Source organism: Ferruginibacter sp. SUN106, assembly GCF_050611765.1.
Classification (GTDB): Bacteria; Bacteroidota; Bacteroidia; order Chitinophagales; family Chitinophagaceae; genus Ferruginibacter.
Genome location: NZ_JBODJC010000001.1, coordinates 297921 through 318319, shown reverse-complemented (window position 1 = coordinate 318319; position 20399 = coordinate 297921). Strand labels below are relative to the sequence as shown.

Genomic DNA, 20399 nt, shown 5'->3' with positions numbered 1-20399 from the left:
ATGACAACCAGAGTTATTATAGCATTGATAGTATTTGTTAGCTCCGCATTTCTTTTTATCGGTGCATCAAAAAAAGAAAACGATCCGTATAAACCTACTTATCTTAAATTAGAAATTCCTAAAGGATGGCCCAAACCTGCTAAAGATATTTTTGCCAATAACCCTTTAACGGAGCAAGGTTTTCAGTTGGGCAAAAAATTATTTTATGATGGCCGCCTCAGCAAAGATGGCAATTTTCCCTGCGCCAGTTGCCACCAGCAGTTTGCCGCATTTGCAACTTACGAACACGATTTTAGTCACGGCATTAATAATTTATTCACCACAAGAAATGCCCCCGCATTATTTAATTTAGCCTGGATGCCATTGCTGCATTGGGATGGAGGCATCAACCACATTGAAGTGCAACCCTTAGCGCCACTTACTGCACACAACGAAATGGGAGAAACTATCGACAGCGTGCTGAAAAAATTAAGAAAAGATACAGCCTACCCAAAAATGTTTAAAGCAGCATTTGGTACACCGTTGATCAACAGCCAGCGCATGTTAAAAGCATTGGCACAGTTTACAGGCTCTATACTCAGCTACAACAGCAAGTACGATAAAGTACTAAGAGGCGAAGACAAATTTACACCCGCCGAAGAAAGAGGATATACATTTTTTAAAAATAAATGCGCCGCTTGTCATGCCGAACCTTTATTCACCGATAATTCATTCCGCAATAACGGGTTATCAGTAAATGCTTATTTAAATGATTATGGCCGTATGCGGATCACCAATAATAAAAATGATTCTTTAAAATTTAAAGTGCCCAGCCTGCGTAATGTAACCCTTACATTTCCTTATATGCACGACGGCAGATATTACAGTATTGGCCAGGCCATCGATCATTACCGTACCGGTATTGTTACCACACAACCTACACTGGATACTTTATTAAAAAACCGCATTGCTATTAACAATGCGGAGAAGAATGACCTGATCTATTTTTTATTTACGCTCAGCGACACTACACTTACCCGGAGCACCAGGTTTGCCATGCATTAATAGTATGCTACTGTTTACGTTTGCCTCTCAGGGTTTCTAATATCTGTTTTTGTTTTTCTATTTCGGCCTGTTGATTAGACTGGTCCTTTTTATTGTCTTCAATATCTTTTTCAATACTTTTTCTTTTCTTCTCTAAGCTTGCGGCATCATCAATAAGATTACTGTATTTTTTATCCGCTTTTTTCACTGCATCTTCCTGTGCAATAATTTGCTGCTCCAGGTCGTAAGCGGCAATCATGTTTTTAATGGTGTCTAAATAATTTTTTGCATTACTAAGTACACGGCTATCGCTGCTATCACTTATAAAACTGTCAAACCCTTTTGATACCATTAAAGTAAGCGTAGAATTTTCTTTTTCCTTCCTGCTTTTCCTGTCGGCCATAAAATACAGGTCATAGCTATCGTTGCCCAGCTCCGGCATTCTTACGCCTTTATATACGGTAAAGCCTTTACTGTCTTTTCCTTTGTAGCCCATTTGTTCCATTTTATTATTAATGGCATCCCTGATGGTTTTTTCAGGAAAAGGAATTTCATTTACCACGGCCTGGCGGTTGATCTTCTGGTATTCCACAGTGGCCGTACGGGACTGTGCAACAGATAAAGTGTATACTGTAAGAGCGGTAATCAATGTAAACAGGTGTTTCATATCAAATTATTTACAACAAAGATATATTTTGTTGGCAAATGGTTGTATTACATATTCAAAATCCGGTAATAAGCCGGGTCACCTTCTCCCCACTATTTTAAAATAAATTAAAATTATACGGTAAATTTGAAGCTAAATCACAAGGGAATTGAGCAATATCAAGAAATTAGCCGGGCAAACAATGTGGTATGGTGTAAGCTCTATTGCCGCAAGGTTTTTAAATTACCTCATCACACCGTATTTAACCGATGTGCTGACCAGGGAAGATTATGGTAAAATGAGCCTGGTATATTCGGTATTGCCATTTTTAAATGTGCTGTTCACTTACGGTATGGAAACTGCTTTTTTCCGCTTTTCCAACAATGGCGAAAATAAGGATACCATTTATAATACTACCGCCTCATCCATACTTATCAGTACACTGTGCTTTGGTACAACCTTATTATTATTTCACCACCAGCTGGCCAATTTTGCCGGCGTGGGCAACTACCCCGAATTAATTAAACTCAGCGTTTTTATCATTATGATAGATACGCTTACTATTATACCCTTTGCAAAATTACGCTACGAAGGCCGGCCGGTACGATATGCTATGGCAAAGATCAGCGGAATACTGGCCTACCTCTTCTTTACGTATTTCTTTTTATCAGTTTGTTATGTGCATGCAAAAGCTGACCCCACTTCTTTTTATGCCAAACTGGTAGACACTTCCCATAACCCCGTATATTATATTGTAGTGGCCAATTTAATACAGGCCATTGTTACGTTGCTGTTTTTGTCAAAAGAAATACTGGCTATCCGTTTTAAGATAGATAAAAAATTATGGCGGCAGATAATCGTGTACTCCATGCCGCTGATCATTGTAGGTATGGGCGGCGTAATTAACGAAACTATGGACCGCATCATGCTGAAGTGGTGGGTGCCCGGTACAGATGACTTTAAAGAAACCCAGGTAGGCATTTACAGCGCCTGTTATAAATTATCTATTCTCATCAGCCTTTTTGTACAGGCATTCCGTATGGGTGCCGAGCCGTTTTTCTTTAAACAAGCCGGCACCGAAAATCCGCAACGTACTTATGCCAGGGTAATGAAATTTTTTGTGATCATTATCTGCATGATGTTTTTGGTAGTAGCACTCTACCTCAATGTGTGGAAATTTTTTATTGCTAAAAAATTATGGGATGGCCTTACCGTGGTACCAATACTTTTACTGGCCAATATGTTTCTGGGTATTTATTACAACCTTTCTATCTGGTATAAGTTGGGCCATAAAACTTCGGCAGGCGCCTACATTACGTTAACCGGTGCTGCAATAACAATAGCTATAAATTATATTTTTATCAGGCATTACAGTTATATGGCTTGTGCATGGGCTACCTTCTTTTGCTATGGCAGCATGATGGTATTCTCTTTTGTATGGGGACAAAAAGAATACAAAGTGCCTTATCCCTGGAAAAAACTATGTGCTTATATTGTAATTGCGGTACTGTTATTTTTTATTCACAAAGCAATTATTTCTTTTACTGGTAACATCATTATTTCTCACGCTGCAGCTACTGTATTGCTGGCAATGTATGTGTGGTTTGTTGCACAGGTAGAGAAAAAGGAATTGGCAAAATTGCCTGTTGTTGGAAAATATTTTAAAGCGTGAGCGTGAGTCGTGAGTGGTGAGTGGTGAGACGTGAGTGGTGAGACGTGAGTAGGTGCATTAAATTCACAAGGGTATAATAACACTCCGACTGCTGCTTTACTGACGATTCACGACTCACAACTCACGATTCACGACTCACAACTCACGATTCACCATCATGCGCAAGCTGTTACAATATTTATTCAGAAAGCCCCTTACCTGGATGGGCAATTCCCTCAGCGCCAAACCTGAGAAGGAAGCCGTGTTTAAATCATTGACCAAACTCTATAACAGCGCAAAGAAAAATAGTAAAAGAGTTTGCAGCCTCGTTATTGATGCTTCAAAAGATAAATTCATCATCTTCAGCGATCAGCATAAAGGCAACCGTAATAGCGGCGATGATTTTGCCGCCAGCGAATTCAATTATATTAAAGCACTGGAATATTACAAACAACAGGGGTATTGTTTTATTAATTTAGGTGATAGTGAAGAGCTGTGGAAATACAAAGCCTCAAGTGTATTGCCCGCCAACAAAACAGTGTTTGCAGCCGAAGCTGCTTTTCAACCTGATAAATATTTTAAAACTTTTGGCAATCACGATCTTACCTGGAAAAACAAACTGGATGTTGAAAATTACCTGAAAGATTATTTCATGATGCCCTTACCGGTTTACGAAGGCATTATTTTAAAAACAACTAATTATCAGCAAGCGCTCACTGTATTTTGTACGCATGGCCACCAGGGCGATAAAATGAGTGATAACAATGCATTAAGCACATGGATTGTAGCACATATATGGGCACCCATACAGCGTTACCTGCAAATAAATGTAAACACACCCAGCAAAGATTATACCCTACGCAACAAACACAACCAGCTCATGTACCAATGGAGCAGCCACAGGAAAAATATGGTTTTAATTACAGGCCATACACATAGCCCTGTTTTTGCCTCGGGTAAATACTCTGATCACCCTGCTAATAAAATTGAAAAAGATGCCAATGAAAAATTAAGGCCTTCTTATTTCAACAGCGGTTGTTGCTGTTTTAATGATGGCGATATAACCGGTATAGAAATTGAAGGTGGCTATATCCGCCTGGTAAAATGGTACGATGATAATGATGCTGCTGTAAGAATGATACTGGAAGAAATTAAACTGGAGGATTTAATGAAAGACCTCGATTAAAATTTCAACCCATTATATTTTCTCCAACTGATGTCTTGTTAAATCTCCTTCAGTATTGCCGGTATTTAAAGTAGTAGCAGGCTCAAACAACATGATGGACACTTCATTTTCCGCAACAGGTTTATGCTCTACACCTCTGGGCACAATGATAAATTCATTTTCTTTTATCTCCACCACCTTATCCCTGAAATGAATACTGAATTGTCCTTTTATCACATAAAACATTTCATCTTCATTATCATGTTTATGCCACACAAATTCCCCCTGGAATTTTACCAGCTTTACCTGTTGCCCGTTTAATTCTCCTGCAATCCTGGGGTTAAAATAATCATTGAACAACGATAATTTTTCTTCAACATTTATTTTCTCCATTGCATATTATTTTTAAGGTTGCCAACCTTTGTACATACTTTTCTACTTTACATACTTTATAAACCCTTTATACTTCTTTCCCTTAATCATCCTCATCTTTTGCCGCACTCACTTTTACAAAAGCCGCTCTTCTTGGTGCAGGCATTACACTATGCAAACCTTTCACCCCTTTCCATATCACTTCGCTAAATTCCAGGTCGGGTACACGGTCTTCTTTGGTTAAATCAAATTGTGCCGAGCGTTGTGACAATTCATTCCACACGGTATTCTTCTCTGTAATATCAACCTGTGCAGGCACAGCATTGTATGCCGTGTAATCAGGCGTAGCAGTAAAGCAGCGCCACAATGGTGTTGCGGCAGCATCATACTGGCTCATGGGTGCAACACCTAAAATTAATTCCATGGTACGTAAAATACCACTGGTAGTGTAAGGTGTATGATCAACAAAATGCCGCTTTACATACGGGCCCGCTACATACACAGGGCTGCGGTGTGCATCCACATGATCAGGGCCGTTTTGTGCATCGTCTTCTAAAATAAACACCACGCTTTCATTCCATATTTTACTATGACTTAAAAATTCAATGAACATGCCAACACTTAAATCATTATCAGCTACATGTGCAAATGGTGTGGGCCGGTTTTTACTCATGCCTTCTGTATGATCGTTGATCAAACGCAGCGTATTCATTTGCGGTAATTGATTTATCGCTACCAGGCTATCAAAATCTCTTTTCCATTGATTCACCCTTGTGGTATCTCTTACCTTCTGGTCCCAGCTGGTATAATAGGTACAAAAATGATTTTCTAAAACAGGAATATTAGCTTTATAATCATCAGCAAATTCCCCATACGTTCTGTAGCTCACCCCTGCTCTTTTACAGGCATCCCAGATAAATCCGCCCTTATTATTGGCAATTTCCCTGGTGCCTTCCGCATCATAACCACCGCCACGGCCACCATAACTCGTTACCCAATTCTTTTCTAAATAATCAGTGGCATAAGCACCCAGGCTCCAGTTATGTCCGTCGGCACTTACTTCTCCATCTACATAAAAATTATCCAGCAACACAAAATCCTGCACCAGTTTATGTTGATTGGGCGTAACCTTTTCGCCAAATAAAACCAACGACGTGTCACCATTTCCTTCTTTCACATCTCCCAACACCTGGTCGTAAGTACGGTTTTCTTTTACAATGTAAAACACATGTTTTATCGGCGATTGATCACCTATCTTTTGCGGAATGGGATTACCCGTTTCGCCTTTGGATAGCATTTCTTTTTCTTTGGTATAAGGCGTGTTCTTATATACCTGCTGCGAAAAAATACTCAATTGCTTTTCTGATGGCATATCAATTATACTCATCGTGCCTTTCATTAAACCACCAATGTATTGCGGGCCATCTTCATCATCAGACTGGTGTTTTACTCTTTTCTTAGTTGGCTGCGGACCTTTAGGATTGGCAAAAGAAGAAAAGCCCTTTCCATTAGTAACAAAGATCTTTTTACCAATTACTTTAACACAGGTAGGATACCAGCCCACCGGGATAAACCCTTTTGATTTACTCCTACCTGGCTGGCTTACATCAAAAACAGTAAGGCAGTTATTATCGGCATTGGCAATAAACAAAGATTTTTCATCGGCACTTAATGCCAAACCGTTGGTAGTGCTGCCCTGCGGCGCATCAGGATATAAAGAAGCCGTTAATGTTTCAATAACTTTTTGTTGTTTGGTATCAATTACCGAAACTGAATTATCCAATGCATTGGCAACAAATAAATAATTGCCTTTTTTAGATAAACATAATTCATTGGGGTGCTCGCCTGCATCAATACTGCCGCTTAATTTCTTTTCCATCGTGTTAAACACGGCTACTTTTTTTCCGCCCCAGATAGAAATGTACAATTGTTTTTTATCGGGAGATAATAAGCAGGTATATGCTTCTGCGGCTAATGCAACCTGTTGTACAATTTTTTTAGTGGTAAGATCAACAATGTACAATGAATTATCATCTTTGGTAACCACGTACAATAAATGTTTAGCATCATCAATGTCTATTCCGGCAGGAGAAATTTTATTAGGCCATTTGGTACCCAGTTTAATACTGTCTTTCAGCAGCAGTTTATTATTTACAATAGCGTATTGCAAAATCCAGTTATCATTACCACCACTGGCGTATAAATATTTTTCATCGCTGCTGAAGTGCAACCCCAGCCAGCTTTTTTGAATTTCTATATTATCAAGAATTTTTTCTGCTTTAATATCGATCAATTGCAGCGTTTGTTTGCTTTGGCCATTATTGGTAACCGCCATTAATTTTTTAGAATTACTTACCGCCATGTTCAATGGCAGATCACCTAAAGGCAAACTTCTGCCGGCAGGAGAAAGGGACCACCCGTTAGGCAGGGTCAATTCTTTTTGTGCCTGAGCCGTTACAACCCAAAAAAGCAAAACGCAAGACGCAACAATTATTTTCTTCATAGATAAATTATTAAGCTGCTAAGGTAGTAAATGGAGCACACAAGAAGCAAGGCCGCATATTATTTCTGGGTTAAGGCATTTCGCCTGCGGCGAAAAGGGTTGCCACAGATTGCACAAATTACACCGATGAATACAAAAAAACAAAGCTGCACGTATTACAAAAAAATTGGTGTAATCTGTGCAATCTGTGGCAGAGAAGTCTTGAGCGTAGCTCAATACTTCTTACTCAAATCATAAATGATCTTTTTATCTGCTTCATTTATTTGAGGGATGGTATCCTGCTGTACAAAATGCAGTTTAAAAGCTTTAATGGCCGCAACAGAATCTTTCGTATCGTACCCGATAACACGTAAAGATTGTACCGCATTAAAATTAGCCGGAATATTTACATGCGCCGTATCATACCAGTTGCCAAAACCATTTTGTGCCAGCAGCTGCCAGGGAAAATATTTATTGGGATCCACTTTTCTTTTAGGCGCAATATCAGAATGGCCGATAAAATTGGCAGTAGGAATATTATTATCTTTCTTCAGTTTTTTTAATAGCAGCAACAAGCTGCTGATCTGCGGTTCTGTAAATGCTTCAAAGCCATTATTATCTAATTCAATACCAATACTACTGCTGTTAATATCAGTAAGATTGCCCCATTTGCTATTGCCGGCATGCCATGCCCTCAGGTAATCATTCAGCATATGATGTATGGTACCATCTTTACAAATTACATAATGTGCACTTACCTGTGTACGGGGCAAAGTGAATGTACGCAGCGTACTGTCGCAGGCATTTTGCGCCGTGTGATGAATGATTACAAAATTAGGTTTACGCATACCAAAATTGGTGGTGCCCACCCATTGCCCGGCATTCATAGCGCTATCAATGGTATTCGGTTGTTTACTCAATTCCTTCGCTAATTTTTTCGCCTGTTTTTTATACACTTTATTAGTGGCAGCATATTTATTATTACTGCAACTGTTGCCAATAACAACAATAAAAAGCATCAGCATTATTTTGTACCGCATCAATTATTTTTTAAAAATGAAAGTTAGTGCAAATTCATCTCCTGCTTTTACCACCAATAAAAAAAAGCTGCCCAAACAGGCAGCTCATTTTTAATTATTCATTATTTCATTATCCATTATAAAGTGGCCATATCAATCACAAACCTGTACCTCACATCGCCTTTCAGCATTCTCTCATACGCTTCATTAATGTCTTTTATCGCAATCACTTCCACATCGCTTACAATATTATGTTCGGCGCAGTAGTCCAGCATTTCCTGTGTTTCAGGTATACCACCAATTAATGAACCGGCAAAACTTTTTCTACCCATGATAAGGTTAAATGCATGCACCTGCGCCGGTGCAGGAGGCGCTCCCACACAAACCATTACTCCATTGGTTCTTAAAAGATTCAGATAAAAAGTGTAATCATGGTCTGCAGAAACTGTATCTAAAATAAAATCAAAATAACCGCTCACTTTTTTTACCTGTTCAGCATCGCTGGTTAAAACAAACTGGTGTGCACCTAAACGTTTGGCATCAGCCTCCTTTGATGGCGAATGGCTCAACATCGTTACTTCTGCCCCCATTGATACCGCCAGCTTTACACCCATATGTCCAAGGCCACCCAATCCCAATACAGCAACTTTCTGCCCTTTGCTCACTTTCCAGTGGCGCAATGGTGAGTAAGTGGTAATGCCTGCGCAAAGCAATGGCGCTACTGCTTCTAAAGGTAACTTGTCAGAAATACGCAACACAAATTCTTCACGTACAACAATTGATTTACTATAACCGCCTAAAGTATAGCCACTGCCATCTTTTTCATTGCCGTTATAAGTACCTACCATTCCGTTACTGCAATATTGTTCCAGCCCGTCTTTACAGTTATCACATTCCTGGCAACTATCTACCAGGCAACCCACACCAGCAATATCACCTGCTTTAAATTTTGTTACATGTTCCCCAACTGCGGTAACACGGCCCACAATTTCATGGCCGGGTACACAGGGGTATTTAGTACCACCCCATTCATCCCGGGCTGTATGTAAATCACTGTGGCAAACACCACAGTATAAAATTTCAATTTCTACATCGTGTGGTTTGGGAGCTCTTCTTTTAATGGTCCAGGGTGCTAACGGACTGCTGGCACTTTGTGCCGCATAGGATCTTGTTGATGACATGTATGTTTATTTTAAAGTTGCAACAAATGTAAATAGATAAAGTTGCAAACCTTTGTCTAAATATTTTTATTCATTTTTTTTAATTAAAAATTAATGCCTGCCATTGCATCAACACCTGTAATTTTTGCATATATACTTTCCGGTTGCCGATGCATTCGTCCCGGAGGTGTTGATTGCGGGGAGTAAGGCAGCCTTTTACTGAATGGTAAACGCATTTTTAGTTTGTCTCTTCCCCGGGTCATATCTATACACATTACCATCGAACCAGACTGTATTGTAATGCACCTGCAGTAACAAGGGTATTAATTTTTATCCGCTCTTTTGTAGTGGAACGATTTTGTTGTATTCAATGGATGAGCACCCTCCAGGCCTTCTTCTGTTAACTGCAATGTAAAGTTGCTGAATACCACATCCAGCAAGGAAGGTTTAATGCTGAATTCGAAAAAATTATGCGCCGCATTTTTAACTGCAAATACCGAACGTTTATCCGGGCACCATTCAAACAATACCACAATACTATCTGCCGCCGGCATATTAAAATGCATACGGCCTTCCCTATCTGCTTTTGCCATTTCTTCTTTTGCCCCTGATTTTACAATGGCCTGCACCAGTTGGTTGGCTTGCGGATTACTACCGCTTATTTGTATGGTAATGCCTTTTGCAGGTTGTGTTTTTGATTGCAGCAAAGTATAATCCTCCTGCTGCTTATTGCTGTTGAATATTATTGCATCGCCGTCCTGTTTCCAATGTCCTTCTCCCGAACGATCCAATGCACCATAAAAAAAGAAAAATTCAAAGCTGTTATCGGCATTCAGTTTAAACCCCGATGCGGTTTCCATCACGCCTTCTAAATAATAAGTGCCGGTGGCTGGTAGTGTTGCTGTTTGTGCTTCCATAATTGTTGTGCTTAAAAGTAAACTGCTCATTAGCAGTTGTTGTTGTATTGTAAATTTCATTGTGGTGGCAAACCTACTGCCTGGTAAAAAAATTATTTATTGCATATGAGTTAAAGTGCAGTGTTATTTAGTAAACGGTAAGAGGGAGTTATTTTTTTAGTCACATCAAAAATTTGTCAGACCGGGAAACTTCTCCTTGCAATTGGCCTCCTTTTCTTGTCAGCAAAATGCTGCTCTTCTTTTTTCTTGAAAAAAAAGAAGCAAAAATTCAAGACAAACACGAATGCCTCCGGCCGTTTTGTCTCCCACCCCTGCGTGACCACTCTGCTGCAACTCATTCACTCAAATAATTGTTACACGTTATAAAACGCCTTTACTTTTTAAAAATATTTTTAGTGGTAAAGTCGGTCGCCTTCCTTTTCCTGTAATGCTAAAAAATAATTTGTTACGTGTGTTTAAGTGTATTTGATTTCTTCCAACTTTGACAACATTAGAAAGCCACTGCATTTATTTCTCACCAGTACCTGCGTAAGGCGCCTCTTTTTCTCCGGTACCGCCGAAGGCGGGATTGAAAAAATTCGCTTCAGCGATAATTTTTTCAAAGGGGAAAAAGCAGCGCCGGCGCAGGTACGCATCCCGAATGCTTTCGGGACGACTGTGGAGGCGAAACCAACAGTTATAAAAGTATTTAGTAAAAAAAGAAGAAAAGCAACTATCAAAAACTATTGACAGAATCAAATACACCAGCATACTTATACTACCACTATCCCCTACTCAGCAAAGCGCTTTGAAGTATGGGCCTCGGAAAAAATTGCGTTAAGAAAATTGGGTGGCGGGATGTAAAAATGAAATTGATGTTACTGAAGCTGGGATTTATTCTTTGTTCGTAAGTCGCACATAGTTGGGAATTGCACAAATGTTCGAGCTAATTTCATTTTACACCCGACGAACAATTTTTAGCTTTTTTTTCCGCAGCCCTTGATTTTTGCTTCTTTTTATCAAGAAAAAGAAGAAAAACAACCATTAACAAGCTATTAAAACAATTAAATGCAGTAACATCCTACTTAGTGATAGATTCGAAGTATTAGTTTTTATCAAGAAGCAAAGCAACATCACGTTATCATCCGATGCTTAATAATCTCCATCAGATCCTCCTTATAACTCTCGCCAATCAAAATCTCAGCTGCAACATTTTTCAACACCACACGGTTGCCCTCAATACCCGTAATACGGTTAACAGGAATGATAAAAGATTTATGAATGCGGATAAACTGTTTAGCAGGTAAATGAAGGATCAGGTCTTTAAGATTAGTATACACCAGTGTTTTTTGCCCGCCACGGTAAATGGCCACATAATTTTTCATCCCTTCAATGTATTCGATCTCATCAAGGTTGATCTTTAATAATTTGCCTTTGGATTCTGTCTTTACAAAAATATAATTGTCATCAGCAGTAGTTTCTGCAGCCTCCGCTTTTTCAGTGTTGGCCTTCACTACTTTTTGCACCGCATTTAAAAAACGGGGAAAGCGGATCGGCTTCAATAAATAATCCACCACATCTAACTCAAACCCTTCAATAGCAAATTCACTATAGGCAGTGGTAAGAATAACCTTTGCTTTGCCATTGATCGCTTTAATAAAATCAATACCCGAAAGCTCGGGCATCTGGATATCTAAAAATACCAGGTCAATATTTTCTGTGATCACCGTTTGTAATGCCGCAACAGGATTAGTAGTGCTGCTCACCAGTTCTAAAAAATTAGTTTGCCCGATATAATGCGCAATAATATCAATGGCATGTTGTTCATCATCTACAACTAAACAGCGTATCATAAAGTATCAATAGTTAATTCGGTGGTATAAAATTCGGCTTCGTCTTTTATCAGCAGTTTATAATTGCTGCCATACGCAAAGTCCAGGCGATTACGGATATTATCCAGGCCAAGCCCGGTGGAGATTTCCTTAGGCCCGCTTTTCTTTTTATTGCGGCAGTAAAAATATAACCGGTTATGTTCAATCACCAGTTTAATATCAATCGGCTGATCAGGCTTTTGCAGGTCGCCATGTTTAAACGCATTCTCTACAATGGTAATCAGTACAAAAGGAATGATCTCGGCACCATTCACCACGCCCTGCACTTCAAAATTTACGTGCAGGTTATTGCTGAAACGCAGCTGGTTTATTTTGATCACATTCCGTACATGCTCAATCTCATCTTTCAGTGGCGCTTTATCATCAGCACCTGTAGCCTCGTTCAATGCATAGCGCATGATATCGGATAAGGTTAAGATACCCTCCGATAATTCTGCAGAATACGGCAATGATTTAGCATACAAAAAATTCAATGTGTTATGTAAAAAGTGTGGATTGATCTGCGATTTTAAAAATTTAAAGTTAGCCTGCGATTTATCCACTTCCAGTTGCAGCTTTTGTGCTTCCAGTATTTTGCGTTGTTGTTTTTCGTCACGCAGGTTATTCAGGTAGGCCAGTAATAAAGCAATACCGGTAAAAAATACAGCCGACAGGCAATACGAAACAATATAAATACCGATACCATTTTTATTATCAATAGCCGAATTAGCCACTTCAGGAAAACCATAATGCAACACTAAAAAATAACCGAAGCAAACTGCAAATGCCGCTACAGAAAAAGCAATGTACGCAACAGCCCTCTCCCGCCTCATCATGCACCGGTTATAATAATTCAAAGAAAAATAGAAAAACAAAGTTTGAAAAGCGATGCTGATACATTGCTTCAATAAATATTTTAAAGTAAATGCCTGCTCCGTAGCAGCTTTTACATCCGGCGTTTTTACAAACCTGGATATCGCATACCCCAGTATGAAAAAAAAGATATTGATAGCCGCCACCACCCAAAACACCGTGAATAAGGAATATCTTTTTTTACTTGGCATACCTGCTATTCGTTTACTGGTAAAAATAGTAATAAGTTGTAAGTATTAAGTTATAAGTCTGCACAGTTTCCGCTCTTCTTCATTGAATATTGAACATTGAATATTGAACATTGAATATTGAACATTGAATATTGAGCATTGAGCATTGAACATTCCCCTCCGCTCCAATCCTAAACCTCCATTAAAAGATGCCAGGCTGAGTTTGCCGGATCCGGCTTAACCCAAGCCCTCTCCCCAAACCCAACCCAACACCGTTTTATTTCATTGCTATATTTTCACTCTCAAATTCCCTTCTCCGCTTTCCTCATTGAACATTGAATATTGAACATTGAGCATTGAACATTGAACATTGAGCATTGAACATTCCCTCCGCCCCAATCCTAAAACTCCAATCTTCGCATTCCTCATTATTCATTATCCATTATTTCATTATCCATTATCCATTATCAAAGCCCCGGCGCCACTCCCCCGCCACTCTGCACTCTCTTTGTTTCATCATCAGCAGCAGTACCACGCTGCCGGGCAGCTTTAACCAGGTTGCTGCCAAAGCGATACACAAAATTCAATTTAAACTGGCGGCTCTCCCATCTTGAGCTGATATCAGAATGTTGCCCTGCAAAATCACTCGTGCCACTGAATTTAAACGTATGAAACACATCACTCACCGATGTTTTAATGGTACCCCTGCCCTTTAATATTTGTTTTTGCAAACCGGCATCAGCAAAATACATGCTTTTAGCCTTTATCGTTCCCTGGTACACAGTAGGTGCACTGTAGTAACCCGTTAACTCTGCTGTAAATGTTTTAGCAAATTTAATGCTGTTCTGCACGTACAAAGTAAGGCCACCGGCATTCACATTTATTTTTCTGCCGGCACCAAAATCTGCTTCGTATTTGGTGTAATAACTGTTTACGTTAGCAAACATGCTGTACGCTTTGTAGCGGTAAGGATAGCTGATGCTTAAGCTCACCACATCCTGCGTAGCTAAATTTTGTTTAGAGATAAACGCTTTTGATTTTTCAGCCGTATCAAATACCTGGGTAAACAGGTCTTTTACATGGCTGTAATTTAAAGTAGTAGTTAGTTTGTATTTGTAGGTATTACTTAATCCAATACTGTTAGTGTATTGCGGACGTAAGTTGATATTACCCTTTTGAAAAGTATATTCATCCAGTTTAAATTCAAAAGGATTCAGGTCCTGGTAATTAGGGCGGTCAATTCTTCTGCTGTAGGTAACGCTATACTGGTTCATTGGTTTTTTATTGAACGTAATAGCGGCACTCGGGAAGAAATCAACATAACTGCGTTTAAAAGTTTCGGTGTACGGATTGTATACAGTACCCGTTTTCTTTTCACTGTTACTGGTACCTGCCGCATCCGTGTTCTCCACCCTTACACCAGCCTGCAAGGCAATACCCTTTAAAGCACGGTTGTAATTAACATAACCTGCGCTGATGTTTTCTTTATACGTAAAGCGGTTGCTGCGGTCTTTATCCAGTGTTTCCACGCTGCCACTTACATTGTAGCGTTGAAAATCATTATCCGTTTTTACGTTCGAGAATTTACCACCAAAACCAAGCATACCTTTTTTAAAAGGTTGTTCCCAATCTGCCTTTACCGAGTTAATGTTGATAGTAGTAGGCGCTTTCATCCTGTAGATCACGCTGCTTAAAATATTTTTTTCCGCAGCATCGTAGTAGGTATTCGGCTGGTACTGGTTGCTGTTAATATCATAATAACCATGGTCAGCATTTACCGTTAAACTCTTACCACCTGCTGTATAGCTGTAGTTAGCATTAAAGTTTACATTGTTTCTTTTTAAAATGCTGGTATTATCCGCAATCAAAATCCTGTCCACCACACCACCAGGGATATACGCAATCGGTGTTCTGCCGTAGTTGTTTACGCCGGGGTCGCTCAGGGTACCATTCACCATTACGCCAATAGTGTTTTTCTTATCAATAAAATAATCCATGCCCGCTTTAAAGTTGTGGCTTTCATTATCCATGGTAATAAGTCCCTTCTGGTTAAAAGAACTATCGGCCACGGTACGGTTAAGGTTAATACTGCTTTCATTCAACCCCTTATTATAACTGTAATTACCAAACAGGTTTATTTTTTTATTGCGGTAGTTTAAGTTAATACCGGCATTGTATTTAGCATACACACCAATATTCCACCCCGCATTTACCGATCCGTTAGTACCCAGCGCTTTATTTTTCTTTAAGCGGATGTTGATGATACCGGCATTACCCGCCGCTTCATATTTAGCCGAAGGGTTGGTGATGATCTCGATAGATTCTATCTGTGCCGAGTTTAAAGTCTTTAAATAATTCGCCAGGTCTTGTCCGCCCAGTGGCGATGGCCTGCCATCAATATATACCTGCACGCCATTTTTACCGCTCAGGCTCAGGTTATCATCTTTATCCACCTGCACACCCGGGCTTTTGCGCAACAGGTCCAGCGCATCACTGCCTACCGAGTTGATGGTACCTTCCACATTAACAATCATTTTATCGGCCTTCATTTCAATCATTGGTTTTTGTGAGGTAACCACCACGCCTTTTAAATTAGCGGCGGCTTTTTCTAATTTAAGGTCCGCAACAGTTACTGCACTGCCATTTACGTCAAAGGGGGCACTAAAAACGGGCAGGTAACCAATATTGGTAGCCTTAATTAAATATTTACCAGCGGCAAGGTTGGCAAAACTGTACACGCCATTTTCTTTGCTCACCGCCAGTTTTTTAATGCTGGAATCTTTTGCTGCCAGCAGGCTTACAGTAGCGCCGGTAATAGCCGCACCCTGTGCATCTTTGGTAGCACCGCTTACCTGTGCCTGGCTGTTAGCAGCAAATAAACCGGCCAGGAATAATAAAATTACTTGTCTCATAATCTGTTTGTTTTTATGGTTAACTTTTTTTGATAGTGCAAACCTATATCGGCCATTAAGCTTTTTAAAAACTGTTATGCCAATGGGCTGTTTGTCTATGCCAAAAGCCTTTTTTAGTACCCCGGCGTTATACTCCGGGCCCTTTTACCAATACAAACCCCGTTTTTAGTACCCTGGAGTTGTACTTCGGGCCTTTTGCCTATGCTAAACCCCATAAAAAAAGCAGCCCCGTTCTACGAGACTGCCTGACTATAATCGAATTTTTCTTTGCTCTCTATACCCCAACCGGCTTCTTCAATACGCTTTATACCTTATTTACCTTTCTCACCTTATTTTCAAACGAGTTTCAGGTATTGCTTTTCAATGGTCACATTAAAATGAATATCTGCTTTCAACGCCTTAAAGACTTTTAATACGGTATCAATTGTAGCACTGTTGGCACTGCTTTCCAATTTTGAGATCTGTGCCTTTTGTACCCCAACAAGATCGCCTAATTGCTCTTGTGTCAATTTACGTTCCTGTCTTGCAGTCTTAATCATTCGTCCTAAAACATCCATACTAAGTTCGTATTCATACTGGTCCCTGTCTTTTGTACCTTTCTTACCGATGTATTTATCTTTCATTTCGGCAAGTGAGTATGATTTCATTGCTGTCTTTGCCATAATGTTATTTTTTAAGTTTGCTTTCAAAATATTTTTTCCGAATGTTAATTGCTCTTTCAATTTCATTTGCAGGCACTTTGTCAACCTTTTTAATAAAACCATGTGTTGCAAAAACTAATGTTTCAGTTTCTTTGTCTTTGTCCCAAAATGCAAGTAGCCTGATTTGTACACCGCCAAACTTTGTTCTGAATTCCCAAATGTCTTTTTGAAGTTTCTTAAAAAGTTTTGGGTCATTACTTTGTTCTGCAAGGTCAATGTTATAGAACACTTTCCTGGCAGCCTTAGGGTCAAGCCCCGCAATGAATTTATCTGCTTCTTCTAAAAATCGGGTCTGGAAATATTGCAATTGAAATCGTTTTTGCAAATATAAAATAAGTTTCCAAAATTAGAAACTTGTTTTATTCTACAAAACTGAAGCTACGGTCATTAAGGGTGATGCACAACTACTCCATTTACTCTATATACCCTACTTACTTTTTCTACCCTATTTACCCTTTCTACTTTATTTACTTTTCCCTCTTCCCCTCTTCCCCTCTTCCCCTTCTCCCCTTTCCCCCTTCTCCCTTCCCCTACTTCTTATGCTTCTTCGTATGCTTCATATGTTTATGCTTATGTTTATGCTTGTGCTTTTCGTACTTTGTTTTTTTATCCTTTTTGTTTTGCTGCACTCCGCTGTGCTCCATTTTTTGTGGCGGTTGCTGCGTTATGCCCTGGCCAAAGCTAAAGCTGCCCACAGCTAAGCTCAGCGCCAGTAATACGATTATCTTTTTCATTGTTGTAAAATTTAAAAGTTGTTACGGACAATATTGTCTGCTCTTTATTGAGACAATAGCCATGCCAATAAACGCTGCGGCAGTTAAGCGGTAGTTATTTAAAAATTTTGTGGTAAGGTTGCCACATAGCGGTAAGATTGTAGCTTTATACCATGGCAGATGTGCATGACAAAAAAACCAGGAGCTATAATATGAGCCGTATTAAAGGCAAGGATACAAAGCCCGAAATGCTGGTGCGGAAGTTTTTGCATGCACATGGCTTTCGTTACAAACTCCACGATAAAAAATTACCAGGCAAACCGGATATTGTTTTACCCAAATACAAAACGGTGATTTTTGTGCATGGCTGTTTTTGGCATGGGCACTCTGGCTGCAAGTATTATGTGGTGCCTAAGACCCGAACAGAATGGTGGCGCAACAAAATCAATAAGAATAAGTTGAAGGATCATATTGCCATTCGGGCATTACGGTTGGCGGGGTGGAAGGTGGTGGAGGTGTGGGAGTGTAATTTGAAAACAGCTTTCCTTGAAACTACACTACAGCAATTGCTACAAAATATTTTAAAGAATACTCTCTTTTGCTGATACTATTTCGTCTACAATTTTAAATGCAGGCAGCAGCCTATAGTCTAATATTTTTTTCTTACAACAATAATCCAATATACGTTTTCGATCAACGAGAAATGCTTTTCTTATGTCAGCTGCTTTTTGCCATCCACCATTTGCTTGCTTAAAACAAAATGGTATAAAAATATTATTAACAGTAGTTGTTGTAAAATCAATCCTCATACCCCAATCTTCTGGTGAAGATTCATGAACTTTTTTTGACCACTCTCCGCAAGCACATTGAACGAGAAAGATAAGTTTACTAGGCAATGTATCGTTAGTAGGTATCCAGCCTACAATATCAAGACCACCATCACCCGTATTACTTGAAGGAAAATCTTCTTTATGCATTCTTTGAGATACTGATTCATTAACATGACTCGCAAGATTATGAATTTTCTCCCAAAGACTTAAACTGCCTCTGAACGGTCCTGTCTTATTCAATGGATTCTTTCCAAATAAATGCACTTCGGCATCATTGGGCATTACATTTTTAAATGCTTCTAGACTTAAAAGCTCAAAAGAATTACTTAACTGATTACTCTCTAATTTTGAAAACAGATTAAGGTTTGAACAAAGCAGGAGGTAGATATATAACTTGTTTTTTAATGAAAGCTTGTTTTTTTTTAAACAAATTTCTCGCTCAGTAACAACAAAGGGATAAAAGTCTTTATAAGATGCTTGCCTCATAATTAATACTGCAAACCAATCCCGTAGTTCAGTTTCCCATTTGTCAGAAATTCTTGATCTATTTGACGCCTTTTCGCCAGCATCAGAATCTAGTTCCTCATCTTCCGATATTTCAGTTGCACTTCCTTCCTTTAAATCTCTTAAGCGTATCGCTAATCTCTTTATGACATCTTCATCTGATAATTCCCCGTCAATATTTGCAAGACATAATAGCTCTAGATAATCAGCCCAAATTGAAGACTTAGTTACAGCTGGCTTTTTAGATAAGAGAGAGAGATAGTTCTTTACAAGGGTCATTTCCTTTTGACTTTATTTTTTAACAATTTTGCATTAAAACTTTCTACTAAAGTCTCAGCAATCGCTATAATCTCTTTTAATGTATTTATAGCAGATTCACTGGGTTTGGTAACTAAGTAACCGTTTGTATTAGCATATTGTAGCTGAGTAAAGCTTTCATTAATGGCTTGTTGTACGAGTTCAGAAGGCTCTCCAGTATAGGTAACAGCATCATCCAACTTTCTCCCGGATTTAAACAGGGCTAATGCTTTCGGGTTATCAAGTACTTGATTTAATAAACCCAAATTCCTGGATTCCCCAAGTCGAGTCTGCTTATTTTCATCTTTTTCTGAAATCCACGAAGCTAAGTCCTTCAATCTATTTAAATCTAACTTAGCATTTGGATTTTGAAGTTTCTCATCAACGCCGATATACTTTGCTATTCCAGAATATTTCATTGCATTGTAGTATACACCGAAGTCAATCGTATCTTCCTTCAATCCTGGAATGTCAAAAAAATCCTTTTTTGCCATTTTATCATAAATATCTACGGTAGATAATAGATCTTTAACATAGTCAGACCGACTTCCTATAGCTTTTGCTAATGCTTTGTATTGATCATTTCTTTTAAGATTTTTGTATTCAGGTTGAAGCTGTTGCAAGTATTTCGCTTTCGCTAAAGCAGGCCAAGGTTTTACTCCAGTTATGTGCTTGAACCCCAAATAATCCAATATTTGTTTTCTGTTCTCATATTTAATAACTGGAACTGTTTCCGTTTCCATCACTGCTTCTTTACTAATTTCAAGCACAGCCTTTGAACGTTTTTCAGCAAGAGCTGGGTTCCTTAATAACTTTACAGCTGTTAACCTTCGATTGCCCTCAACAACAATAAATTTATTGTCTTTCCCAGGGACAACCAATAACGGTTCAGCCTCAAAAAAACCTTTTAACCCAATAGAGCCCATAAGTTCTAGAATTGAAGCATCGCTAAGCATCCAATTAATCACTTCCGCTTCATCATGACTATTAACAATGGTGTGTGGTAATCTAGGATTTTCGGGATCGTAAAGCAAATCATCGACGGAAATGTAATCGATAGTCTTAGGGGCTAATTTTGCAATTTCAGCAGATTTTTTTTTAGCCATATAGTGAA

18 protein-coding genes are annotated in these 20399 nt (G+C 39.1%); 4 read left to right on the top strand and 14 right to left on the bottom strand.

The genetic code is table 11. The features are described 5' to 3' along the window. Positions 1 to 1044, top strand: a complete 1044-nt coding sequence (locus ACQ334_RS01215; RefSeq protein WP_430986330.1) for a cytochrome-c peroxidase — start codon at positions 1 to 3, stop codon at positions 1042 to 1044. A 7-nt stretch (positions 1045 to 1051) separates the two neighbouring features. Here the strand turns inward: ACQ334_RS01215 and ACQ334_RS01210 are convergent, their stop codons facing one another. Further along, positions 1052 to 1690 (bottom strand): hypothetical protein, encoded by a 639-nt coding sequence (locus ACQ334_RS01210; protein WP_430986329.1) that lies wholly within the window; start codon positions 1688 to 1690, stop codon positions 1052 to 1054. A gap of 148 nt (positions 1691 to 1838) precedes the next feature. Between ACQ334_RS01210 and ACQ334_RS01205 the strand changes: the two genes are divergently transcribed. Further along, positions 1839 to 3341, top strand: a complete 1503-nt coding sequence (locus ACQ334_RS01205) for an oligosaccharide flippase family protein (RefSeq protein ID WP_430986328.1) — start codon at positions 1839 to 1841, stop codon at positions 3339 to 3341. 157 nt (positions 3342 to 3498) lie between these two features. Beyond that, on the top strand, positions 3499 to 4506 hold the full coding sequence (locus ACQ334_RS01200; protein ID WP_430986327.1) for a metallophosphoesterase: 1008 nt from the start codon (positions 3499 to 3501) through the stop codon (positions 4504 to 4506). A 12-nt stretch (positions 4507 to 4518) separates the two neighbouring features. On the opposite strand, the gene ACQ334_RS01195 is transcribed toward ACQ334_RS01200, so the two are convergent. From ACQ334_RS01195 to ACQ334_RS01145, 11 genes are all read right to left on the bottom strand, one after another. Next, positions 4519 to 4878 carry a cupin domain-containing protein gene (locus ACQ334_RS01195; protein ID WP_430986326.1) on the bottom strand — a complete coding sequence of 120 codons (360 nt, stop codon included), beginning with the start codon at positions 4876 to 4878 and terminating at the stop codon, positions 4519 to 4521. A gap of 82 nt (positions 4879 to 4960) precedes the next feature. After that, on the bottom strand, positions 4961 to 7360 hold the full coding sequence (locus tag ACQ334_RS01190) for a beta-propeller fold lactonase family protein (protein WP_430986325.1): 2400 nt from the start codon (positions 7358 to 7360) through the stop codon (positions 4961 to 4963). 212 nt (positions 7361 to 7572) lie between these two features. Then, complete coding sequence (locus ACQ334_RS01185; protein WP_430986324.1) at positions 7573 to 8379, bottom strand: N-acetylmuramoyl-L-alanine amidase; 807 nt, start codon at positions 8377 to 8379, stop codon at positions 7573 to 7575. 116 nt (positions 8380 to 8495) lie between these two features. Then, complete coding sequence (locus ACQ334_RS01180) at positions 8496 to 9539, bottom strand: NAD(P)-dependent alcohol dehydrogenase (RefSeq protein WP_430986323.1); 1044 nt, start codon at positions 9537 to 9539, stop codon at positions 8496 to 8498. A 302-nt stretch (positions 9540 to 9841) separates the two neighbouring features. Next, complete coding sequence (locus tag ACQ334_RS01175) at positions 9842 to 10465, bottom strand: hypothetical protein (protein ID WP_430986322.1); 624 nt, start codon at positions 10463 to 10465, stop codon at positions 9842 to 9844. 1082 nt (positions 10466 to 11547) lie between these two features. Then, a complete protein-coding gene (locus tag ACQ334_RS01170; RefSeq protein WP_430986321.1) occupies positions 11548 to 12267 on the bottom strand; it encodes a LytR/AlgR family response regulator transcription factor in 720 nt (239 codons plus the stop codon). Next, a complete protein-coding gene (locus ACQ334_RS01165; RefSeq protein ID WP_430986320.1) occupies positions 12264 to 13349 on the bottom strand; it encodes a sensor histidine kinase in 1086 nt (361 codons plus the stop codon). Before ACQ334_RS01165 ends, ACQ334_RS01170 begins: the two co-directional genes overlap by 4 nt. Positions 13350 to 13795: 446 nt before the next feature. Next, positions 13796 to 16240 (bottom strand): outer membrane beta-barrel protein, encoded by a 2445-nt coding sequence (locus ACQ334_RS01160; protein ID WP_430986319.1) that lies wholly within the window; start codon positions 16238 to 16240, stop codon positions 13796 to 13798. Between the two features lie 335 nt (positions 16241 to 16575). Next, the gene (locus ACQ334_RS01155; protein WP_430986318.1) at positions 16576 to 16902 is read right to left on the bottom strand and encodes a helix-turn-helix domain-containing protein; all 327 of its coding nucleotides are present in this window, start codon (positions 16900 to 16902) and stop codon (positions 16576 to 16578) included. A gap of 4 nt (positions 16903 to 16906) precedes the next feature. Continuing rightward, the gene (locus ACQ334_RS01150) at positions 16907 to 17266 is read right to left on the bottom strand and encodes a type II toxin-antitoxin system RelE/ParE family toxin (protein ID WP_430986317.1); all 360 of its coding nucleotides are present in this window, start codon (positions 17264 to 17266) and stop codon (positions 16907 to 16909) included. 205 nt (positions 17267 to 17471) lie between these two features. After that, complete coding sequence (locus tag ACQ334_RS01145) at positions 17472 to 17675, bottom strand: hypothetical protein (protein ID WP_430986316.1); 204 nt, start codon at positions 17673 to 17675, stop codon at positions 17472 to 17474. Positions 17676 to 17827: 152 nt separating this feature from the next. Here ACQ334_RS01145 and ACQ334_RS01140 point away from each other — a divergent pair, with 152 nt between their 5' ends. Beyond that, positions 17828 to 18259: a very short patch repair endonuclease gene (locus ACQ334_RS01140; RefSeq protein WP_430986315.1), complete on the top strand. Its 432-nt coding sequence runs from the start codon at positions 17828 to 17830 to the stop codon at positions 18257 to 18259. Here ACQ334_RS01140 and ACQ334_RS01135 read toward each other — a convergent pair. Beyond that, complete coding sequence (locus tag ACQ334_RS01135) at positions 18236 to 19267, bottom strand: hypothetical protein (protein ID WP_430986314.1); 1032 nt, start codon at positions 19265 to 19267, stop codon at positions 18236 to 18238. The genes ACQ334_RS01140 and ACQ334_RS01135 overlap by 24 nt on opposite strands. Beyond that, positions 19264 to 20391, bottom strand: coding sequence for a ParB N-terminal domain-containing protein (locus ACQ334_RS01130; protein WP_430986313.1), 1128 nt, complete (start codon positions 20389 to 20391; stop codon positions 19264 to 19266). Before ACQ334_RS01130 ends, ACQ334_RS01135 begins: the two co-directional genes overlap by 4 nt. Between the last annotated feature and the right edge of the window lie 8 nt (positions 20392 to 20399).